Origin of the sequence: Streptomyces sp. NPDC048644 (genome assembly GCF_043199105.1) — a bacterium.
In the GTDB taxonomy this organism is placed as follows: domain Bacteria; phylum Actinomycetota; class Actinomycetes; order Streptomycetales; family Streptomycetaceae; genus Streptomyces.
In genome coordinates this window covers 11,584-25,488 of sequence record NZ_JBICVO010000026.1, presented here as the reverse complement: position 1 = coordinate 25,488, position 13,905 = coordinate 11,584, and the positions used below count along the sequence as shown (strand labels likewise).

The 13,905-nt window shown below is 70.4% G+C and carries 9 protein-coding genes, 1 tRNA gene, 1 other RNA gene and 1 pseudogene; 8 read left to right on the top strand and 4 right to left on the bottom strand.

The genetic code is table 11. The features are described from left to right. Positions 1-31: 31 nt before the first annotated feature. Together ACGFNI_RS34235 and ACGFNI_RS34230 are read left to right on the top strand one after the other, a co-directional pair. Entirely contained in the window at positions 32-928 is an 897-nt protein-coding gene (locus ACGFNI_RS34235; protein WP_393689412.1) for a RimK family alpha-L-glutamate ligase, read from the top strand. Continuing rightward, the gene (locus ACGFNI_RS34230; protein ID WP_393689410.1) at positions 925-1,932 is read left to right on the top strand and encodes a RimK family alpha-L-glutamate ligase; all 1,008 of its coding nucleotides are present in this window, start codon (positions 925-927) and stop codon (positions 1,930-1,932) included. The genes ACGFNI_RS34235 and ACGFNI_RS34230 overlap by 4 nt, the downstream gene beginning before the upstream one ends. Here ACGFNI_RS34230 and ACGFNI_RS34225 read toward each other — a convergent pair. After that, positions 1,826-3,112 carry an MFS transporter gene (locus tag ACGFNI_RS34225; RefSeq protein WP_393689408.1) on the bottom strand — a complete coding sequence of 429 codons (1,287 nt, stop codon included), beginning with the start codon at positions 3,110-3,112 and terminating at the stop codon, positions 1,826-1,828. The two genes, ACGFNI_RS34230 and ACGFNI_RS34225, sit on opposite strands and share 107 nt — an antisense overlap. A 66-nt stretch (positions 3,113-3,178) precedes the next feature. Between ACGFNI_RS34225 and ACGFNI_RS34220 the strand changes: the two genes are divergently transcribed. After that, positions 3,179-4,201, top strand: coding sequence for a LysR family transcriptional regulator (locus ACGFNI_RS34220; protein ID WP_393689406.1), 1,023 nt, complete (start codon positions 3,179-3,181; stop codon positions 4,199-4,201). A gap of 32 nt (positions 4,202-4,233) precedes the next feature. On the opposite strand, the gene ACGFNI_RS34215 is transcribed toward ACGFNI_RS34220, so the two are convergent. Next, positions 4,234-6,630 (bottom strand): SpoIIE family protein phosphatase, encoded by a 2,397-nt coding sequence (locus ACGFNI_RS34215; RefSeq protein ID WP_393689405.1) that lies wholly within the window; start codon positions 6,628-6,630, stop codon positions 4,234-4,236. 221 nt (positions 6,631-6,851) lie between these two features. On the opposite strand from ACGFNI_RS34215, the gene ACGFNI_RS34210 reads away from it, so the two are divergent. From ACGFNI_RS34210 to ACGFNI_RS34195, 4 genes are all read left to right on the top strand, one after another. Further along, positions 6,852-8,090, top strand: a complete 1,239-nt coding sequence (locus ACGFNI_RS34210) for a multiprotein-bridging factor 1 family protein (protein WP_393689403.1) — start codon at positions 6,852-6,854, stop codon at positions 8,088-8,090. 116 nt (positions 8,091-8,206) lie between these two features. Beyond that, positions 8,207-8,998 carry a toll/interleukin-1 receptor domain-containing protein gene (locus ACGFNI_RS34205; protein WP_393689401.1) on the top strand — a complete coding sequence of 264 codons (792 nt, stop codon included), beginning with the start codon at positions 8,207-8,209 and terminating at the stop codon, positions 8,996-8,998. Continuing rightward, positions 8,995-10,962: a hypothetical protein gene (locus ACGFNI_RS34200; RefSeq protein WP_393689399.1), complete on the top strand. Its 1,968-nt coding sequence runs from the start codon at positions 8,995-8,997 to the stop codon at positions 10,960-10,962. The genes ACGFNI_RS34205 and ACGFNI_RS34200 overlap by 4 nt, the downstream gene beginning before the upstream one ends. Further along, the gene (locus tag ACGFNI_RS34195; protein ID WP_393689397.1) at positions 10,959-12,278 is read left to right on the top strand and encodes a hypothetical protein; all 1,320 of its coding nucleotides are present in this window, start codon (positions 10,959-10,961) and stop codon (positions 12,276-12,278) included. Before ACGFNI_RS34200 ends, ACGFNI_RS34195 begins: the two co-directional genes overlap by 4 nt. Before the next feature lie 241 nt (positions 12,279-12,519). Here ACGFNI_RS34195 and ACGFNI_RS34190 read toward each other — a convergent pair. Continuing rightward, positions 12,520-13,334, bottom strand: a pseudogene (locus ACGFNI_RS34190) (phosphorothioated DNA-binding restriction endonuclease). A 69-nt stretch (positions 13,335-13,403) separates the two neighbouring features. After that, positions 13,404-13,491 (bottom strand) — tRNA-Ser (locus ACGFNI_RS34185). 120 nt (positions 13,492-13,611) lie between these two features. Between ACGFNI_RS34185 and ffs the strand changes: the two genes are divergently transcribed. Continuing rightward, positions 13,612-13,710: signal recognition particle sRNA small type (gene ffs / locus ACGFNI_RS34180), an RNA gene on the top strand. Positions 13,711-13,905: the final 195 nt, after the last annotated feature.

Here is a 13,905-nt window from a genome sequence, read left to right as displayed (position 1 = left end):
CGGCGGACGTCCGCTATACGAGGTGCAACCGATGAGACTCTGCTTCCTTGTGGAGGAGCAGTACCGCCACGACGGCATGCCCTTGGACGTGGTGCGCCAACTCAGGTCGTGGGGGCACCGGGTGGACATCGTGCGCCCCGGAAGTTCGCTGATCCGGATCTCCGAGGAGATCCAGGCGGGCAGCCATGACGCCTGGGTGCTCAAGACCGTGTCCGGCGGCCCCGGGCTGACCCTTTTAGAGGCCGCCGCCTCGGTCGGCCTGACCACGGTCAATGACGCGCGGGCCATAAGAGGCGTCCGGGACAAGGCGCTGGCCGCGGTGATCGCGCGCAGCCACGGACTGCCGGTGCCGGTCACCTACGCGGCGTCCCGCGCCGAGGAGTTCGCGCAGGTACCCGAGGCGGAATACCCCCTCGTGGTCAAGCCCGCCGACGGCAGCTCGGGGCGCGCCGTCCGGCTCGTCGCCTCCCCTGACCGGCTGTGCGCGGCACGGGGAAGCGAACCCGACGGCGACGGCCTGCTGATAGCCCAGCCGTACGTGCCCAACTCCGGTACCGACCTCAAGGTGTACTGCGTCGGCGGCGAACTGTTCGCCACCGAACGCTGCTCCCTGCTGCACCCGGGGCACACGGTCCGCGAGCGGCAGGTGCCGCTCACCCCCGAAGTCGCCCGGATAGCCACCGAGATCGGCACCGTCTTCGGACTCGACCTCTACGGCGCCGATATCCTGCTGGGCCCGGACGGACCTGTGATCGTCGACGTCAACGACTTCCCCAGCTTCCGTCAGGTCCCGGACGCCGTCGCCCGGGTGGCGTCCGCCGTACTCGACCTGGCCCGCACCGGATCCGGACGGTACGGTACCGCCGCACCGACCACCGCACCCCGCGTCCCGGCACAGGCCGTGGCGCCCGTGGGGAGTACCCGTTGAGGATCTGCCTGCTCACCGCCGACCCCGGCCACCCGTTGCTGGCCGCGACCACGGAACTGCTGCGCGCGGGGCAGCACCGGGTGGAGCTGCTTGACCCCGACGCCGGTCCCGGCAGCGGCTCCGTGGTCCCCGCGCCGCGCCGCCCGGACGAGCCGAGCGCGGTCGGCGCCTTCCTCCCCGGGCCGCTCGCCTCCGGCCCGCTGGCCGATGTCTACCTGCTCAAGAGTCACTCCCCGCGGGGCCTGGCGCTGGCCGCCTACCTGGAGGATCACGGGGCGCCGGTGCTCAACTCGGCGTCCACCACCGGGCTTTGCCAGGACCGTACCGAGATGGCGGCGCTGGCGCTGGCCGCCGGGCTGCCGTTCGCCGCGACCAGAACCCTGCGCACGCTCGCGGAACTGGCCGCTGAGGGGGAGCCGCAGGTCCCGCTGGTCGTCAAGAGCCGGCACAGCCGCAGGCACGACCTGGTCACCCGGGTCGACACCGCCGCCCGCCTCCACGAACTGGCCCGCGCCTGGCCGCACGAGCCCGTGGTCGTCCAGGAGTTCGCCGAGAACAGCGGCTGGGACCACAAGCTCTGGGCGGTCGACGGCCACCTCTTCGCCGCGACCCGCCGCTCCGAACTGTCCCCCGAGGGCCGGGGCGAGAACCGTCCCGCCGACGTCCGTGACCTCCCGGCGGGCTGGGCCGACCTGGTACTCCGCGTCGGCGAGGTCTTCGGGCTCGACGTCTACGGCGTCGACCTCCTCGACGCGGGCAACGGCATCCCGCTCATCGTCGACATCAACGCCTTCCCCGGCTTCCGCGGCCAGTCGGGCGCCCCGGAAGCCCTGGCGGCCCTGGCCCTGCGCACGGCACGGCGCGGGCACGCGGCGCGCGGGCTCGTGGCCGGCGCCCCTACGCGCCCGTCTCCGCCCCCGTCTTCCCCGGTGCGCCCGCCGTGGCGTCGGGACCGGGATCCGGTGCCGGGCGTGGGGTCGCCGGGCGCAGGCGGCGCAGGGTGAGGGCGCTGAGGAGGGCCACGGCGACGAGGCAGGCGCAGTAGAGGGTGAGGCCGCCCCAGGCGTGGGCGGAGTAGGCGACGCCGCCGACGGTGCCGCCGACGGCGCTGCCTATGTAATAGAAGAACAGGTAGACGGCGGCGCCCTGGGCGCCCAGGGCGGTGGCGCGCCCGCCGACCCAGCCGCTGGCCACGGCGTGCGCGGCGAAGAAACCCACCGTGAAGACCACCAGGCCGGGGATGACGGCACCGAGCTGCGGCACGAGCATCACGGCCAGGCCCGCGAGGGTGATCAGCAGCGCGGGAATCAGCACCCGGGGGCGGCCGAACCTGTCGACCAGGCGGCCGGCCGCGGCGGACGAGAACGAACCGGCCGCGTAGGCGACGAAGAGCAGTCCTGCGGCGGTCTGGGACAGGTGGAACGGTGCCGCGATGAGGCGGAAGCCCAGGTAGTTGTAGACGGTGACGAAGGCCGCCATCGCGACGAAGCCGATGACGTAGAGCCGCAGCAGACCGCTGTCGGGCAGCGCCCGGCCGATGCCCGCAGCGAGGGCGCGGGGGCTCGGGTCGCGGGGCACGAAGCGGACGGACGCCGGGATCGTCAGCCGGAAGAGCACCGCGCACACCGCCGCCGCCACCCCCACCGCGCCGATCGCCCAGCGCCAGCTGCCGGTCAGGTCGAGGATGCCGTCGGCGACGAGGCGTCCTGCCATGCCGCCGATGCCGTTGCCCGCCACGTAGAGGCCCATGGCCTGGCCGAGCGATTCGCGGTGCACCTCTTCGGCGAGGTACGACATCGCCGTCGCCTGGAGGCCGGCCAGCGCGAGTCCCTGGAGGACGCGGATGACCAGCAGCGCGGCGAAGTTGGGCGCGAAGGCCGCGGCGACACCGAGCAGGGCGGCGGCGGACAGCGCCAGCGTCATCATGCCGGTCCTGCTCCACGCGTCCGACACGGCGGTCAGCGGCACGACGGCGATGGCCATCGCGGCGGTCGAGACCGAGATGGTCAGCGACGAGGTGGCGGGCGAGAGATGCAGGTCGAAGGAGAGGGCCGGCAGCAGTGCCTGGACGCAGTACAGCGTCATGAAGGTGGTGAGCCCGGCGGCGAAGAGGGCTCCAGTGGCGCGGCGGAAGCCGGGCGTCCCGCGCGTGTGCGCGGCAGGCGTTATGGCCGATTCAGTCACCCGGCCGACGGTAGGCCGCCACAAATGATGCGTCCAATGCATGGATCGTCGCTATATATTCCGTATATGGAACACATGTGTGGGGGACGGGAAGGGTGTGCGGGACGCGGGGGACACGAGAAGCTGCGGCTGCACGATGCGCAGGGTGTGACCGCGCTGCCCCTGGCGCCCCTGCTGGGCATGTGCCCCGACCTCGTACGGTTCGAGGCGGTCGCCCGGCTGCAACACCTCTCCGCGGCAGCCGCCGAGCTGGAGGCACCGCAGTCGACGGTCAGCCGCAGCATCGCCCGCCTCGAAGCGGCCGTCGGCACCCCCCTCTTCGACCGGGAGGGCAGGGGACTGCGGCTGACCCGGCACGGCCGTGCCTTCCTGGCCCGGGTACGGCGCGGGCTGGAGGAGATCGCCACCGGCTGCGAGGAGCTGCGGCAGGCCACCGGCATGCCGGGCACGGTCGCCATCGGCTTCCTGCCCGCACTCGGCACCGCCCCGGTGCCGCTGCTGGTCAGCTGGTTCCGGGCGCGGCACCCGCAGGCCCGCTTCCAACTGGTCCAGGACAACGCCGAAGGGCTGCTGGAGCGGCTGCGGGCCGGCGAGGTCGACCTCTGCCTGACCTCGCCGCTGCCCGACGAGCCGGGCATCACCACCGTGCCGGTCGCCCGCGAGCCGCTGCGGCTCGTCGTCCCCGCCGGCCACCCCCTGGCGGGCCGCAGCCGGATCCGGCTGACCGACGCGGCGCACGAGGACTTCGTGATGGCCACGTCCGGGTACGGGCTGCGCCGGCTCGTCAACGGCCTGTGCGCGGCGGCCGGTTTCACCCCGCGGGTGGCGTTCGAGGGCGCGGAGATCGCCACCATCCGCGGCTTCGTCGCGGCCGGGCTCGGCGTGGCGGTGCTGCCGCCGTCCCCCGTGGCCATGCCGGGGCTCGTCGATCTGCCGCTGCACGACCCGGCCGCGTACCGCACGGTCGGCATGACCCGGGTCACCGCCCGCACCCCGACCCCGGTCGTACGGGACTTCATCCACCTGCTGAGAAGCCGGGCCCAGGAGTGCTTCGGCGCCCTGGCGTCCGGCGGCCCCGAACTCGCCTGATCCGTAGCGGACTTGAGCCATCCGCTCCCCGCTCACCCCGCAGGGTCGATGACCTGCTCGGTCCACACGGTCTTGCCCGAGGTTCCGTAGCGGCTGCCCCAGCGGGTGGTGAGCTGGGCGACGAGGAACAGGCCACGGCCGCCCTCGTCGGTGTCCCTGGCCTGGCGCAGCCTGGGCTGGCTGTTGCTGGAGTCGGTGACCTCGCAGACGAGCACCTGGTCACGGATCAGCCGCAGGCCGATCGGGCCGCGGGCGTAGCGGAGCGCGTTGGTGACGAGTTCGCTGACGACCAGTTCGGTGCTGAACGCGAGGTCGTCGAGCCCCCAGCGCACGAGCTGCTCGGTGACCAGCTCCCGCGCCCGCGCGACCGCGGTGGGACGGGGCGGGAACTGCCAGCCGGCGGTACAGGCGGCCGGGATCGCCCGGGTCCTGGCCAGGAGGAGGGTGATGTCGTCGGGCCGGTGCGGCGCGGACCGCAGTGGCTCGACCACGTCGTGCCCGATGTCGTCCAGCGGCCTGCCTGGCCCCGCCGAGCCGGAGAGCCGGGCGAGCACATCGGCCTCGGCATCCCCGTACGTGCCGCCGTCCTCGCGGCGGGTGGCCTCGATGAGGCCGTTGCTGTAGAGCGCCAGGATGCTGCCGGGCGGCACCTCGACCTCCGTCACCTCGAACGGCATCCCGCCGACCCCCAGCGTCGGCCCCGGCACGATGTCGATGAAGCGGGCGGTCCCGTCGGGATGCACCACGGCCGGCATCGGATGGCCGGCGCTGGCGACCCGGCAGCGCCGGTCGACCGGGTCGTAGATGACATACAGGCACGACGCCCCCATGGTGTCGGGGTGTTCGGCCTCCTCGGCCATGCGGTGCACGAGGTCGTCGAGGCGGGTCAGCAGCTCGTCAGGGCCCAGGTCGAGGTCGGCCAGGGTCTGCACGGCGGTACGCAGCCTGGCCATGGTGGCGGTGGCGCCCAGACCGTGGCCGATCACGTCGCCCACGACCAGCGCGGTCCGCAGCGAGGACAGCGGCACCGCGTCGAACCAGTCGCCGCCGACGCCGGCCTCGCCCTCGGCCGACAGGTAGACACCGGCCGTCTCGGCCGCCGCCGTGCTGCGGGAGACCGGCGGCAGCAGGCTGTTCTGCAGCATGACGGCCATTCGGTGCTCCCGGGTGTAGCGGCGGGCGTTGTCCATGCCGAGCGCGACGCGGGTGACGATCTCCTCCAGCAGCTTGGCGTCCTGCCCGTCGAACGCCAGCCGCCGCTGTGTCCGGTACACCTGCACATAGCCGAGCACCATGCCGCGGGCCACCAGCGCCGAGCCGATGGCAGCGAACAGGCCGTCCGGCACCATCCGCGCCGCCTCCGGGTCGTCGCCGAGGAAGGCGATGTAGTCGGCCGGATCGTTGACGACCAGCACCTGGCCGCGCTCCAGATCGCGGAAGCGCGGCTGGTCGTGGACGGGCGGCAGTACCTCGCCTGCCTGGATCTGCCCGGCGGGCCAGGGGCCGTGCGCGTGCTTGACCGCCACCCGCCGGAAGTCGCCGTGCACGCCCCGCACGCTCCGCGGCGGCTCACCGCCCCGCAGCGTCGCCTCCGCGATCTCCACGGTGGCCAGGTCGCCCATCGAAGGCACCAGGAGATCCACCAGATCCTGGGCGGTCCGCTCCACCTCCAGGCTGCCGCTGACGCTGCGCGACGCGCGGTAGACCATGTCGAGCCTGCGCACCGACCGGTACCGCTCGGTGACGTCGACGAGGGACGTCATGACGCCGTTGACCCGCCCCCGCAGATCGTGCACGGGGGCGGCGGTCATCGAATAGATGAGGTCACTCTTCCCCGGCTGCGGATCACGCAGCACACCGGACGCGTCCACCACCGGCTCGTCGCTCTCCATGACCTGCCGCAGCAGATCCGCCCCCGTGCGGTCGCCGTCCATGCCGGACATCGCCACGAGCGGGTCGAAGCCGTCGCCGCGCAACCGCCCGGCCCGCGCCACAGCCGGACTGCTGTGCCGGATCCGCAGGTCAGGGCCGTGCACAGCCAGCTGCCAGGCGTCCTGGGCAAGCAGCGTCCGCCCCAGCGCGCTCTCATCGCTCCACGCCGACAAGATCTCCACCGGCAGCCCGACCGCCACCACACCCGACACCCCGGCCGGCTCCAGCAGCCGCACCCACACATCGACGAGCCGCCCGCTCCGATGCCGCAACGCCAGCACCCGCCCCCCAGGAGCACCCCCGTACGGCTCCTCCGAACGGGTGTACCGCCGCACCCCCAGCAACCCCCGCGCAGGCACCCCCACCACCTCGTCCGCCGCATACCCCAGCAGCTCCGCCGCCCCCCGCGTCCAGTGGCTGATCAGCCCCCGCCCGTCGATCACCACCACGACGACGCCGTTCAGCGGTACCGGCGGAACCGCTCGGGGCACAGCCATGTGATCACTCCGGACGTCGGACGGGCCGATCACCTCAGTGTCCCTCCCCGTAACGGATCGAACTAGCGGTGACGGCTGGTCGGGTAGGCAACGGGCAACGCTTCCGAATGGGATCCGTGCGGGCAGGTCGCATGCCAGACTCAATTCCAGAGGAGCGAGGAATTGCTCCGGTCCACTGATCCCAGAGTTCCGGCCGCCCTGTGCGGGAAGGTGTGTTTGGCATGCGCACGTCAGTTCCATTCGGTTCCGAACTGCGACGTCGACGTCAGGAGGCAGGTCTCTCGCTCAGCAAATTCGCGCTGGTCATGAATTACGACAAGGGCCACCTGAGCAAGGTGGAACGCGGCGTACGGCGCGCCTCCGGCGATTTGGCCAGGCGGTGCGACGCATTGTTCGGAGCGAACGGGGAGTTACAACGGTTGGCCGAGCCCCAGGCAGAGCCAGAAGTTCTGGAGACGGACAACGGAGCGGTGGCTGTGGAGCGGCGAAAACTCCTCCTCACCGGCGTGGGGTCGTTGATCGGGCTCGGCCTCCCCTCCGCCGATGACATCCTCCCGCGGGAAGGCCCGTCCCTTGAGGCCCCGTTCCGCGCGCAGTTCGACCAGATGCGACAGCTTGGCCAGAGCACCGATCCGGCCGTTCTCCTGCCCCTCCTCGAATCCCAGACCCGCACGCTGGCCGAGCTCGCCATCGACGGTGGTGCCCGGGACCGGCGGCGGCTGCTGGTTCTCGCCGCCCGGTTCGCGGAGTACGCAGGCTGGATGGCACAGGAGGCGGGAGACAACGACGGTGCTCTCGGCTGGACCCGGGAGGCAGTCGAGCTGGCACGGGCCGGGGGAGACCGCGACCTCGCTTCCTACGCACTTGTCCGACGGGCCCTGGTGACCTTCTACGACTCCGACGCGGAGCAGACCATCGCCCTCGCCGGCCGGGCCCAGGACGGTGGATTGCCACCGAGGATCCGAGGTCTGGCCACTCAGCGCAAGGCGCAGGGGCACGCCTTGGCGGGCGACGAACGGGCATGTCTGAACAGCCTTGACCTGGCTCGTGAACTCCTCGGATCCGCTGACGCCACCGCCGATGCCGGGCCGGTGATCGGCACCACCAGCGTGGCCGACCCGGCAGCCATGGTGACGGGCTGGTGCCTCTACGACCTCGGCCGGCCGACGGCTGCCGCCGAGACCTTCGATCGTGAGTGCGCCCATATCGCGCCGCAGGCATTTCGAGCCCGGACCAGGTACGGAATGCGGCGGGCGCTGGCGCACGCCGCCGCAGGAGAGGTGGAGCACTCCTGCGAGATCGCCCAGGAATTGCTCGACATCACCTTCACCGTTCCGTCGGCCACGGTGAGGGCCGATATTCGTCGGCTCAGCCGGGAACTGGCGAGATTCCGGGCCAACCGCGCGGTGCGGGATCTGCAACCCACACTGGCGCGCGCGCTCAGTCCTTCCGCGCGCTGAGACGCGGCAGTCGCGTCGGCCACGAACCTTCTGCCGCCCTTTTCCCGGGCCGCAGATATGCCCTGATTCCCATTCCCATCTGCCACATTTCGCCATGCCGAAAAGAGGAATGCACCATGCCGGACGTCTTCGTCAATTACCGCACGGGGGACGAGGAAGGCACCGCGACTTTGATCGAACGCGAACTCTCCCAACGCTTCGGTAGCGAACGGGTGTTCCGCGCCAGCAAATCGATCGGTCCGGGACGCAGTTTCCCGCAGGAACTGATCACCGCGGTACGGCGTAGCAGCGTGCTCCTTGCTGTCATCGGGCCCCGTTGGACCGAGGTGCGGTCCGCGGACGGCCGCCGGGCACTCGACAATCCCGCGGACTGGACGCGACGAGAGATCAAGGAGGCCCTTGAATGCGGCATCGTGGTGATCCCCGTGCTGGTGAACAAGGCCGCCCGGCTCGACCGCAGGGATCTGCCCGCAGATATCCAGGAATTGGCTGATCACCAGTACAGGCGGCTGGACCACCGCAATGTCGAGGCCGACCTGACCCGGCTGGCAGACGATCTCACCGAACTGGTACCGCAGTTGGCCAATGCTGACACCACACGCCGTCTGCCCGCCGATCAGCAGTCGGCGGGCGGTGCGGGCAATGCGGCCGGAGAATTCCGGGGCACCGCGATGCATGCTCGCGAGGTCACGCAGCGGCAGCGCGGCGGCATCGGCAATCTGAATGGAGACCTTTCCGGCACCTTCATCAGCGAGCCTCAGGCTCCCGTGCACACCGGAAACGGGGATCAGTACAACGCGCGGTTCTCCGGTGACCAAACGGATGTGAACTACACCGCGGGCGGCAATTCCTACACCGTCAACCAGCGGTCCGAGCGCAGGCAGCGGCGCTCGGACAAGAACCGATGAGGGACAGCGGCGGCACGTGGGTCAGTGACTCGCAGGGGCCGGTCCAGAGCGGCCCTGGCGGGCAGTACAACTACCTCACCTACCTGATCGGCGCCTCTGGCCGGCCGGCGGATGCAGGTGCCGATCCACTGCAAGTCGCCGTGGAGCACCGGAAGGAGCTCCACAAGCGGTTCGTTCCACCACGTAACTACGGAGACGCCGTCGAACGGATGGCAGCCCCCGGCACCGTGGTGCTGCTGGACGGCCCGCGCGGCAGCGGACGACGGACCGCAGCTGTCATGATGCTGCACCAATTGGGTTCCATGGAAGGACGGTTCGAGGAACTGGCGGCGGATGAGAGCGGTCTCGACGCCGCTCCCGGCGACCGCTTCTTCCTCGATCTGTCCAGCTCCACCGACGACGAATACCTCACCGTTCAGCGGAACATCGCCTCGTACCGCGCCGTGGTCCAGGACCGCGGCGCGCGGCTGGTGGTCGTACTGCCGGCCGGACTGGAGTACTTGCTCGACCCCGAACTCGTACCGCTGGTCGTCAGGCTGGGCAGGCCACGTGGGGGCGCGGTGCTCGGCCGGCACCTGCGGGTGGACGGCATAGCTTTTGAATCGGAGCAGCTTGCCGACCCCGGACTGGCGGAACTGCTGAGCCGGTCCCCCATGCGTGAGCTCGCGCGTCTGGCCGGGATGATCCGCCGCGCCAGGGACACCGGCCACTACGGCGCCGATTTCCCTTCCTGGTGCGCCGAGGCGATAGCTGCCGTCACCAACCGCACGGGGGAGGTGGCCAGACAGGTGAAGACGCACCACACCGCACACGAAAGGGCGCTGCTGCTCACTGCCGCCATGCTGGAAGGAGCCTCCGCCGACGCGGTCTTCCACGGAACACGCAGCCTGTTGAAGCAGCTCGGAGAGGAGCCGAGCGAGACATCGCGGCTCACTCAGCCGGATTTCGGCGAGCAACTGCAGTCCCTGCACATCAAGCGCAGCCGTGAGAGCCGGGTCGGTTTCCAGGGACTCGCCTACGACGGGGCGGTCCGGACGCACTTCTGGGCCAACTTCCCCGATCTGCGCCAAGACCTGCGGGACTGGGTCGGAGACTGCGCCAGACTGCCAGGCCTCAGTGCCGACGACCGCAGGAAACTGGTCGTCCGTTTCGCCGAACAGTGCCTCGCGGCCGGGTGCCCGGAGCATCTCTGCACTCTCGCCGAGCGGTGGACCTGCTCGATGCCGCTCAAACCGCTGCGTGCGGAGAGCGCAGCAGCTCTCGAACGAGGACTCAGCCACGAGCGGTACGGCGCGCGGTTCCGCGGCCAGATCTACGACTGGGTGACCGCGCCCCGCCTGTCGGCCGACTTCGCCCGGGTGCTGACCGGCGTATGCCTCCGAGTGATGGCGTCGACCCATCCCGACCAAGCTCTGGTGAGGCTCCATCACCTTGCCCTGCGCCGGGGTGGTGACGAGATCGGGGAAGCCCGCGCGGCGCTGCTAGAACTGGCCAGGAGAAGCCGCCGCCTCTACCGGCTCCTCGTCGACCGTCTGCACGTCCGGCTCCGTACTCGTCCCCGGCCCAATCTGGCGCTGCTCAACGAACTCGCCGAGCCGGTGCCGCTGCCGTTCGGCCCGCCGTGGCCCGAGCTGCGGCGCTCATGGCGCACCCTTCTGACGGAGCGGACGACGGTCAACTGGGCGCCTGGTGTACGCCATTGGCTTACCGCGGTCCAGGAGGACGAACGGTGCACGCCCGTGCTGGACGTCCTGCCTGAAGCCGCCTCAGGCAGGGCGGACGTGCTCAACCGTCTCTACGTGATCAGTTGCGACTGGGCTCAGACGGACACCATGAGCCAGGAGCTCCCTCGTGCGACCAGGGCGGCGATAGCCGCGCAATTCTGGCAGAAAATCGACTCCGCGCAGGATGCCGGCACCATCGATGGCGCTCCTGACGCATCGGACTCAGGAGAGATCCAGTGAACTCCAGGACCAAATCGGCTTTGATCTTTCTCGTCTGCGGCCTGATCCCCCTCGTGGTCGGAGGCTCCCTGGGCTGGTCCCTGTGGCTACTGGTCCTGGTACCGACAACTGCGGTCTCCGGTGTCGCGCTCCTCCTGGTGGTGAACAACTCGGGTGCCCGCCCTGACGCCGCCGGACGGTCCGGCGAAGAGCCGGTCACCGTTCCCGTCACGCCGGCCGAACCCCCTTACCGTGAGACACAGTTGAGGGACGTGCCGCTGCCCAGCTCGATGGCGGGCTACGACTTCCTCTTCTCGGCCACGGTGTGGTGGCGGCTGTTACGGGAGCAGCCGGGTGCCGCCGATGGACAGCTGTCGAGCCTGGCCGCCGCCGCCATCCTGGACCGGGCGCGCGCCATCACGAGGCAGGAGGACCCGGGCCGCTCGGACTTCGTCCGGTACCTGCTCGAAGGCGCCCTGGCCGCGCCCGGCTTCGACGCCTCCGCCAGGGTGACAGCGCTGGCAGCCCACGTCACGCTCGTCCTGGCACCGGCGGACCGGGACCGGCTCCAGGAACTGGCCACGCTCCGGAAGGCGGAAGAAGCCTGGGAGCACCAGCGCCAATACGAACGGAACAAGCGGGCGTATCTCGGGGACGAGGTCCTCAGGACACCGGGCAGCGCTGTGGTGTGGTGGCTCGCAAGGCACGATGACGAGGTCGAGAAGGCGGTGGAGATGATCGGCCCACTCGCCCAGATCTCTGCTGCCGCGAACGATGCCGAGGTACCCGAGCCGTTTCGGCGTTGGGTTTCACCGGCCGGAGGTCTAGAGGGGGCGGATCCCCTGGGCGGCTGGGACCACCCGGACCGTGCGGGGGAGTCACCTGCCACGTCTCTCCTTCAGGAACCGGCTGATCCGGGTGACGTCATGGTCGGTCACCTCTCCACTCTGCTGGACGATCTCGGTCTGGTAGAACACTCCGACGAACGCACCGTCCTTGTGCACCGTATTGCCCGGTCGCTGGAGGCAGCGAGCCGATCCGATGCCGCTCAACGCATTCGAGAGGACCTTCTCACCCAGCGTTCCGATGCCGGTGACGACCTCCAGGACGCCGCTCCAGATGCCGCCGAGCCTTCCCCCTCTCCTGAACCCGTGCCCCCGACGAGCCCTCCGGACCCCGCCGCGCGAGCCTTCGGTGACATGGGTGAGAGGCCGCAGGAACCAGAGGGCGAAGCCAGCTACTACGACTCGCCCCCGCTGCCCCAGGACGCGTCCCGTACACCGGACGAACCGAGCGGCCCCCGACCTTGGCCGGACTGGGCCTGGGAACGGAACTGAGCGCTCGGCGGGGGACAGGCGGGCACTGATGGGCCGCAAGTCCGAAGAGACCCAGTGAGACGGGGAACAGGTTGTGAACGTTGAAGGGCCCCGCCGTTGACGGCGGGGCCCTTCAACGTTGTGTCAGGTATGAGGGGTACGACTACCTCCTTGGGCACCGCACCAGAGATCGTGCTCTTGGCGTCGCGGCCTCGCCCGTGCGTACCCGGCTGCCGCGGCGTGGGAACACGGCAGCTGATGTTCAGGTGGTGGCGGGCCGTGGGCTGCCGTGGAAGACCTGGCTGGTGTGCCAGGAGCGGTGATCTGCGGCGACGGGGTGGGCGCCCGGTTGTGGGCCGATAAGCGGGCTGCCCGCAAGCGCTATGACGTGTTCGCGGGCGGTGGCGCTGTGGCCGATGAAGCGCTGTGAGACGAGGATGCGGTGGCCTTCGCCGATGCCGAGGACACCCTTGTCGAAGAGCTTGTGGTGCAACGAGCACAGGCACAGTCCGTTGTCGATATCGTCGGGGCCGTCGAATGCCCACCAGCGCACGTGTGCGGCTTCCAGCCCGACCGGCACAGCGCCGAGCCTGCCGTCGTAGCCGCAGAAGGCGCACTGATACTCGTAAGCCGTCAATACCAGCTCCCGCATCCGTGGATCCCGGGACCTCCGCACGGCCGAGAGCTCTTCGGTCTCCGTCGGCTCCAGCTCGAGGCCGACGGCTTCGCACAGTTCGCCGGGAGTGAGGGCGGAAAGTTCAGGTCGAGCAGGACCCGTGCCATCCGGCCGAGCAGTGGCGGCTCCCGCCGCAGCGCTGCCCGCAGCTCCGGCGCCAGCCGCCCCGCAGCCCTTGTCGCCCGCAGCTCCGGTACCCCGCTGCCGGGGCTGCCCGACCCGCGGTCGGTGCGGACCTCCCACACCCCGTCGTTCACCAGGTGGTGGAACGGGTAGGCGGGTGTCGTCTTGTTGGGCGGTCCGTACTCGGCCAGCAGCAGCTTCAGGTCTTCCTCCACCGTGCTGTAACGCAGCTCGCCGTCAAAAGCCGTCGCTTGTGGCCTGGAATTGGGACGGCACAGGAGAAGAAAAACGTCGAAGGGCCCCACCGCAAGCGGTGGGGCCCTTCGACGTAGTGCCCGGTGAGGCACTGGCGGAGGATACGAGATTCGAACTCGTGAGGGGTTGCCCCCAACACGCTTTCCAAGCGTGCGCCCTAGGCCACTAGGCGAATCCTCCGCCGCAAACAATACAAGACGTTGGAGGGTGCTCGCGAACATGATCCGGAGGCGGGGGTCCGGGAGGGAGTGGGTGTGGGAGGCGGGTCGTATCCGGGGTGGGGGATCCGCTACTGTGGTGCGCAGCCCCTCACGTGGCGCTATCTGACTGAACTCCCCCAGGGCCGGAAGGCAGCAAGGGTAGGTCGGCTCTGGCGGGTGCGTGGGGGGCGCTTGCGTTTGCGATGAGGGCCGGCCTCCCTTGCCCGAGCAGAGCCGGGAGCTTGATGGGGGCCGCCCCCGCCCGAGCAGAGCCGGGAGCTTGATGGGGGCCTCCCTTGCCCGAGCAGAGCCGGGAGCTTGATGGGGGCCTCCCTTGCCCGAGCAGAGCCGGGAGCTTGATGGGGGCCTCCCTTGCCCGAGCAGAGCCGGGAGC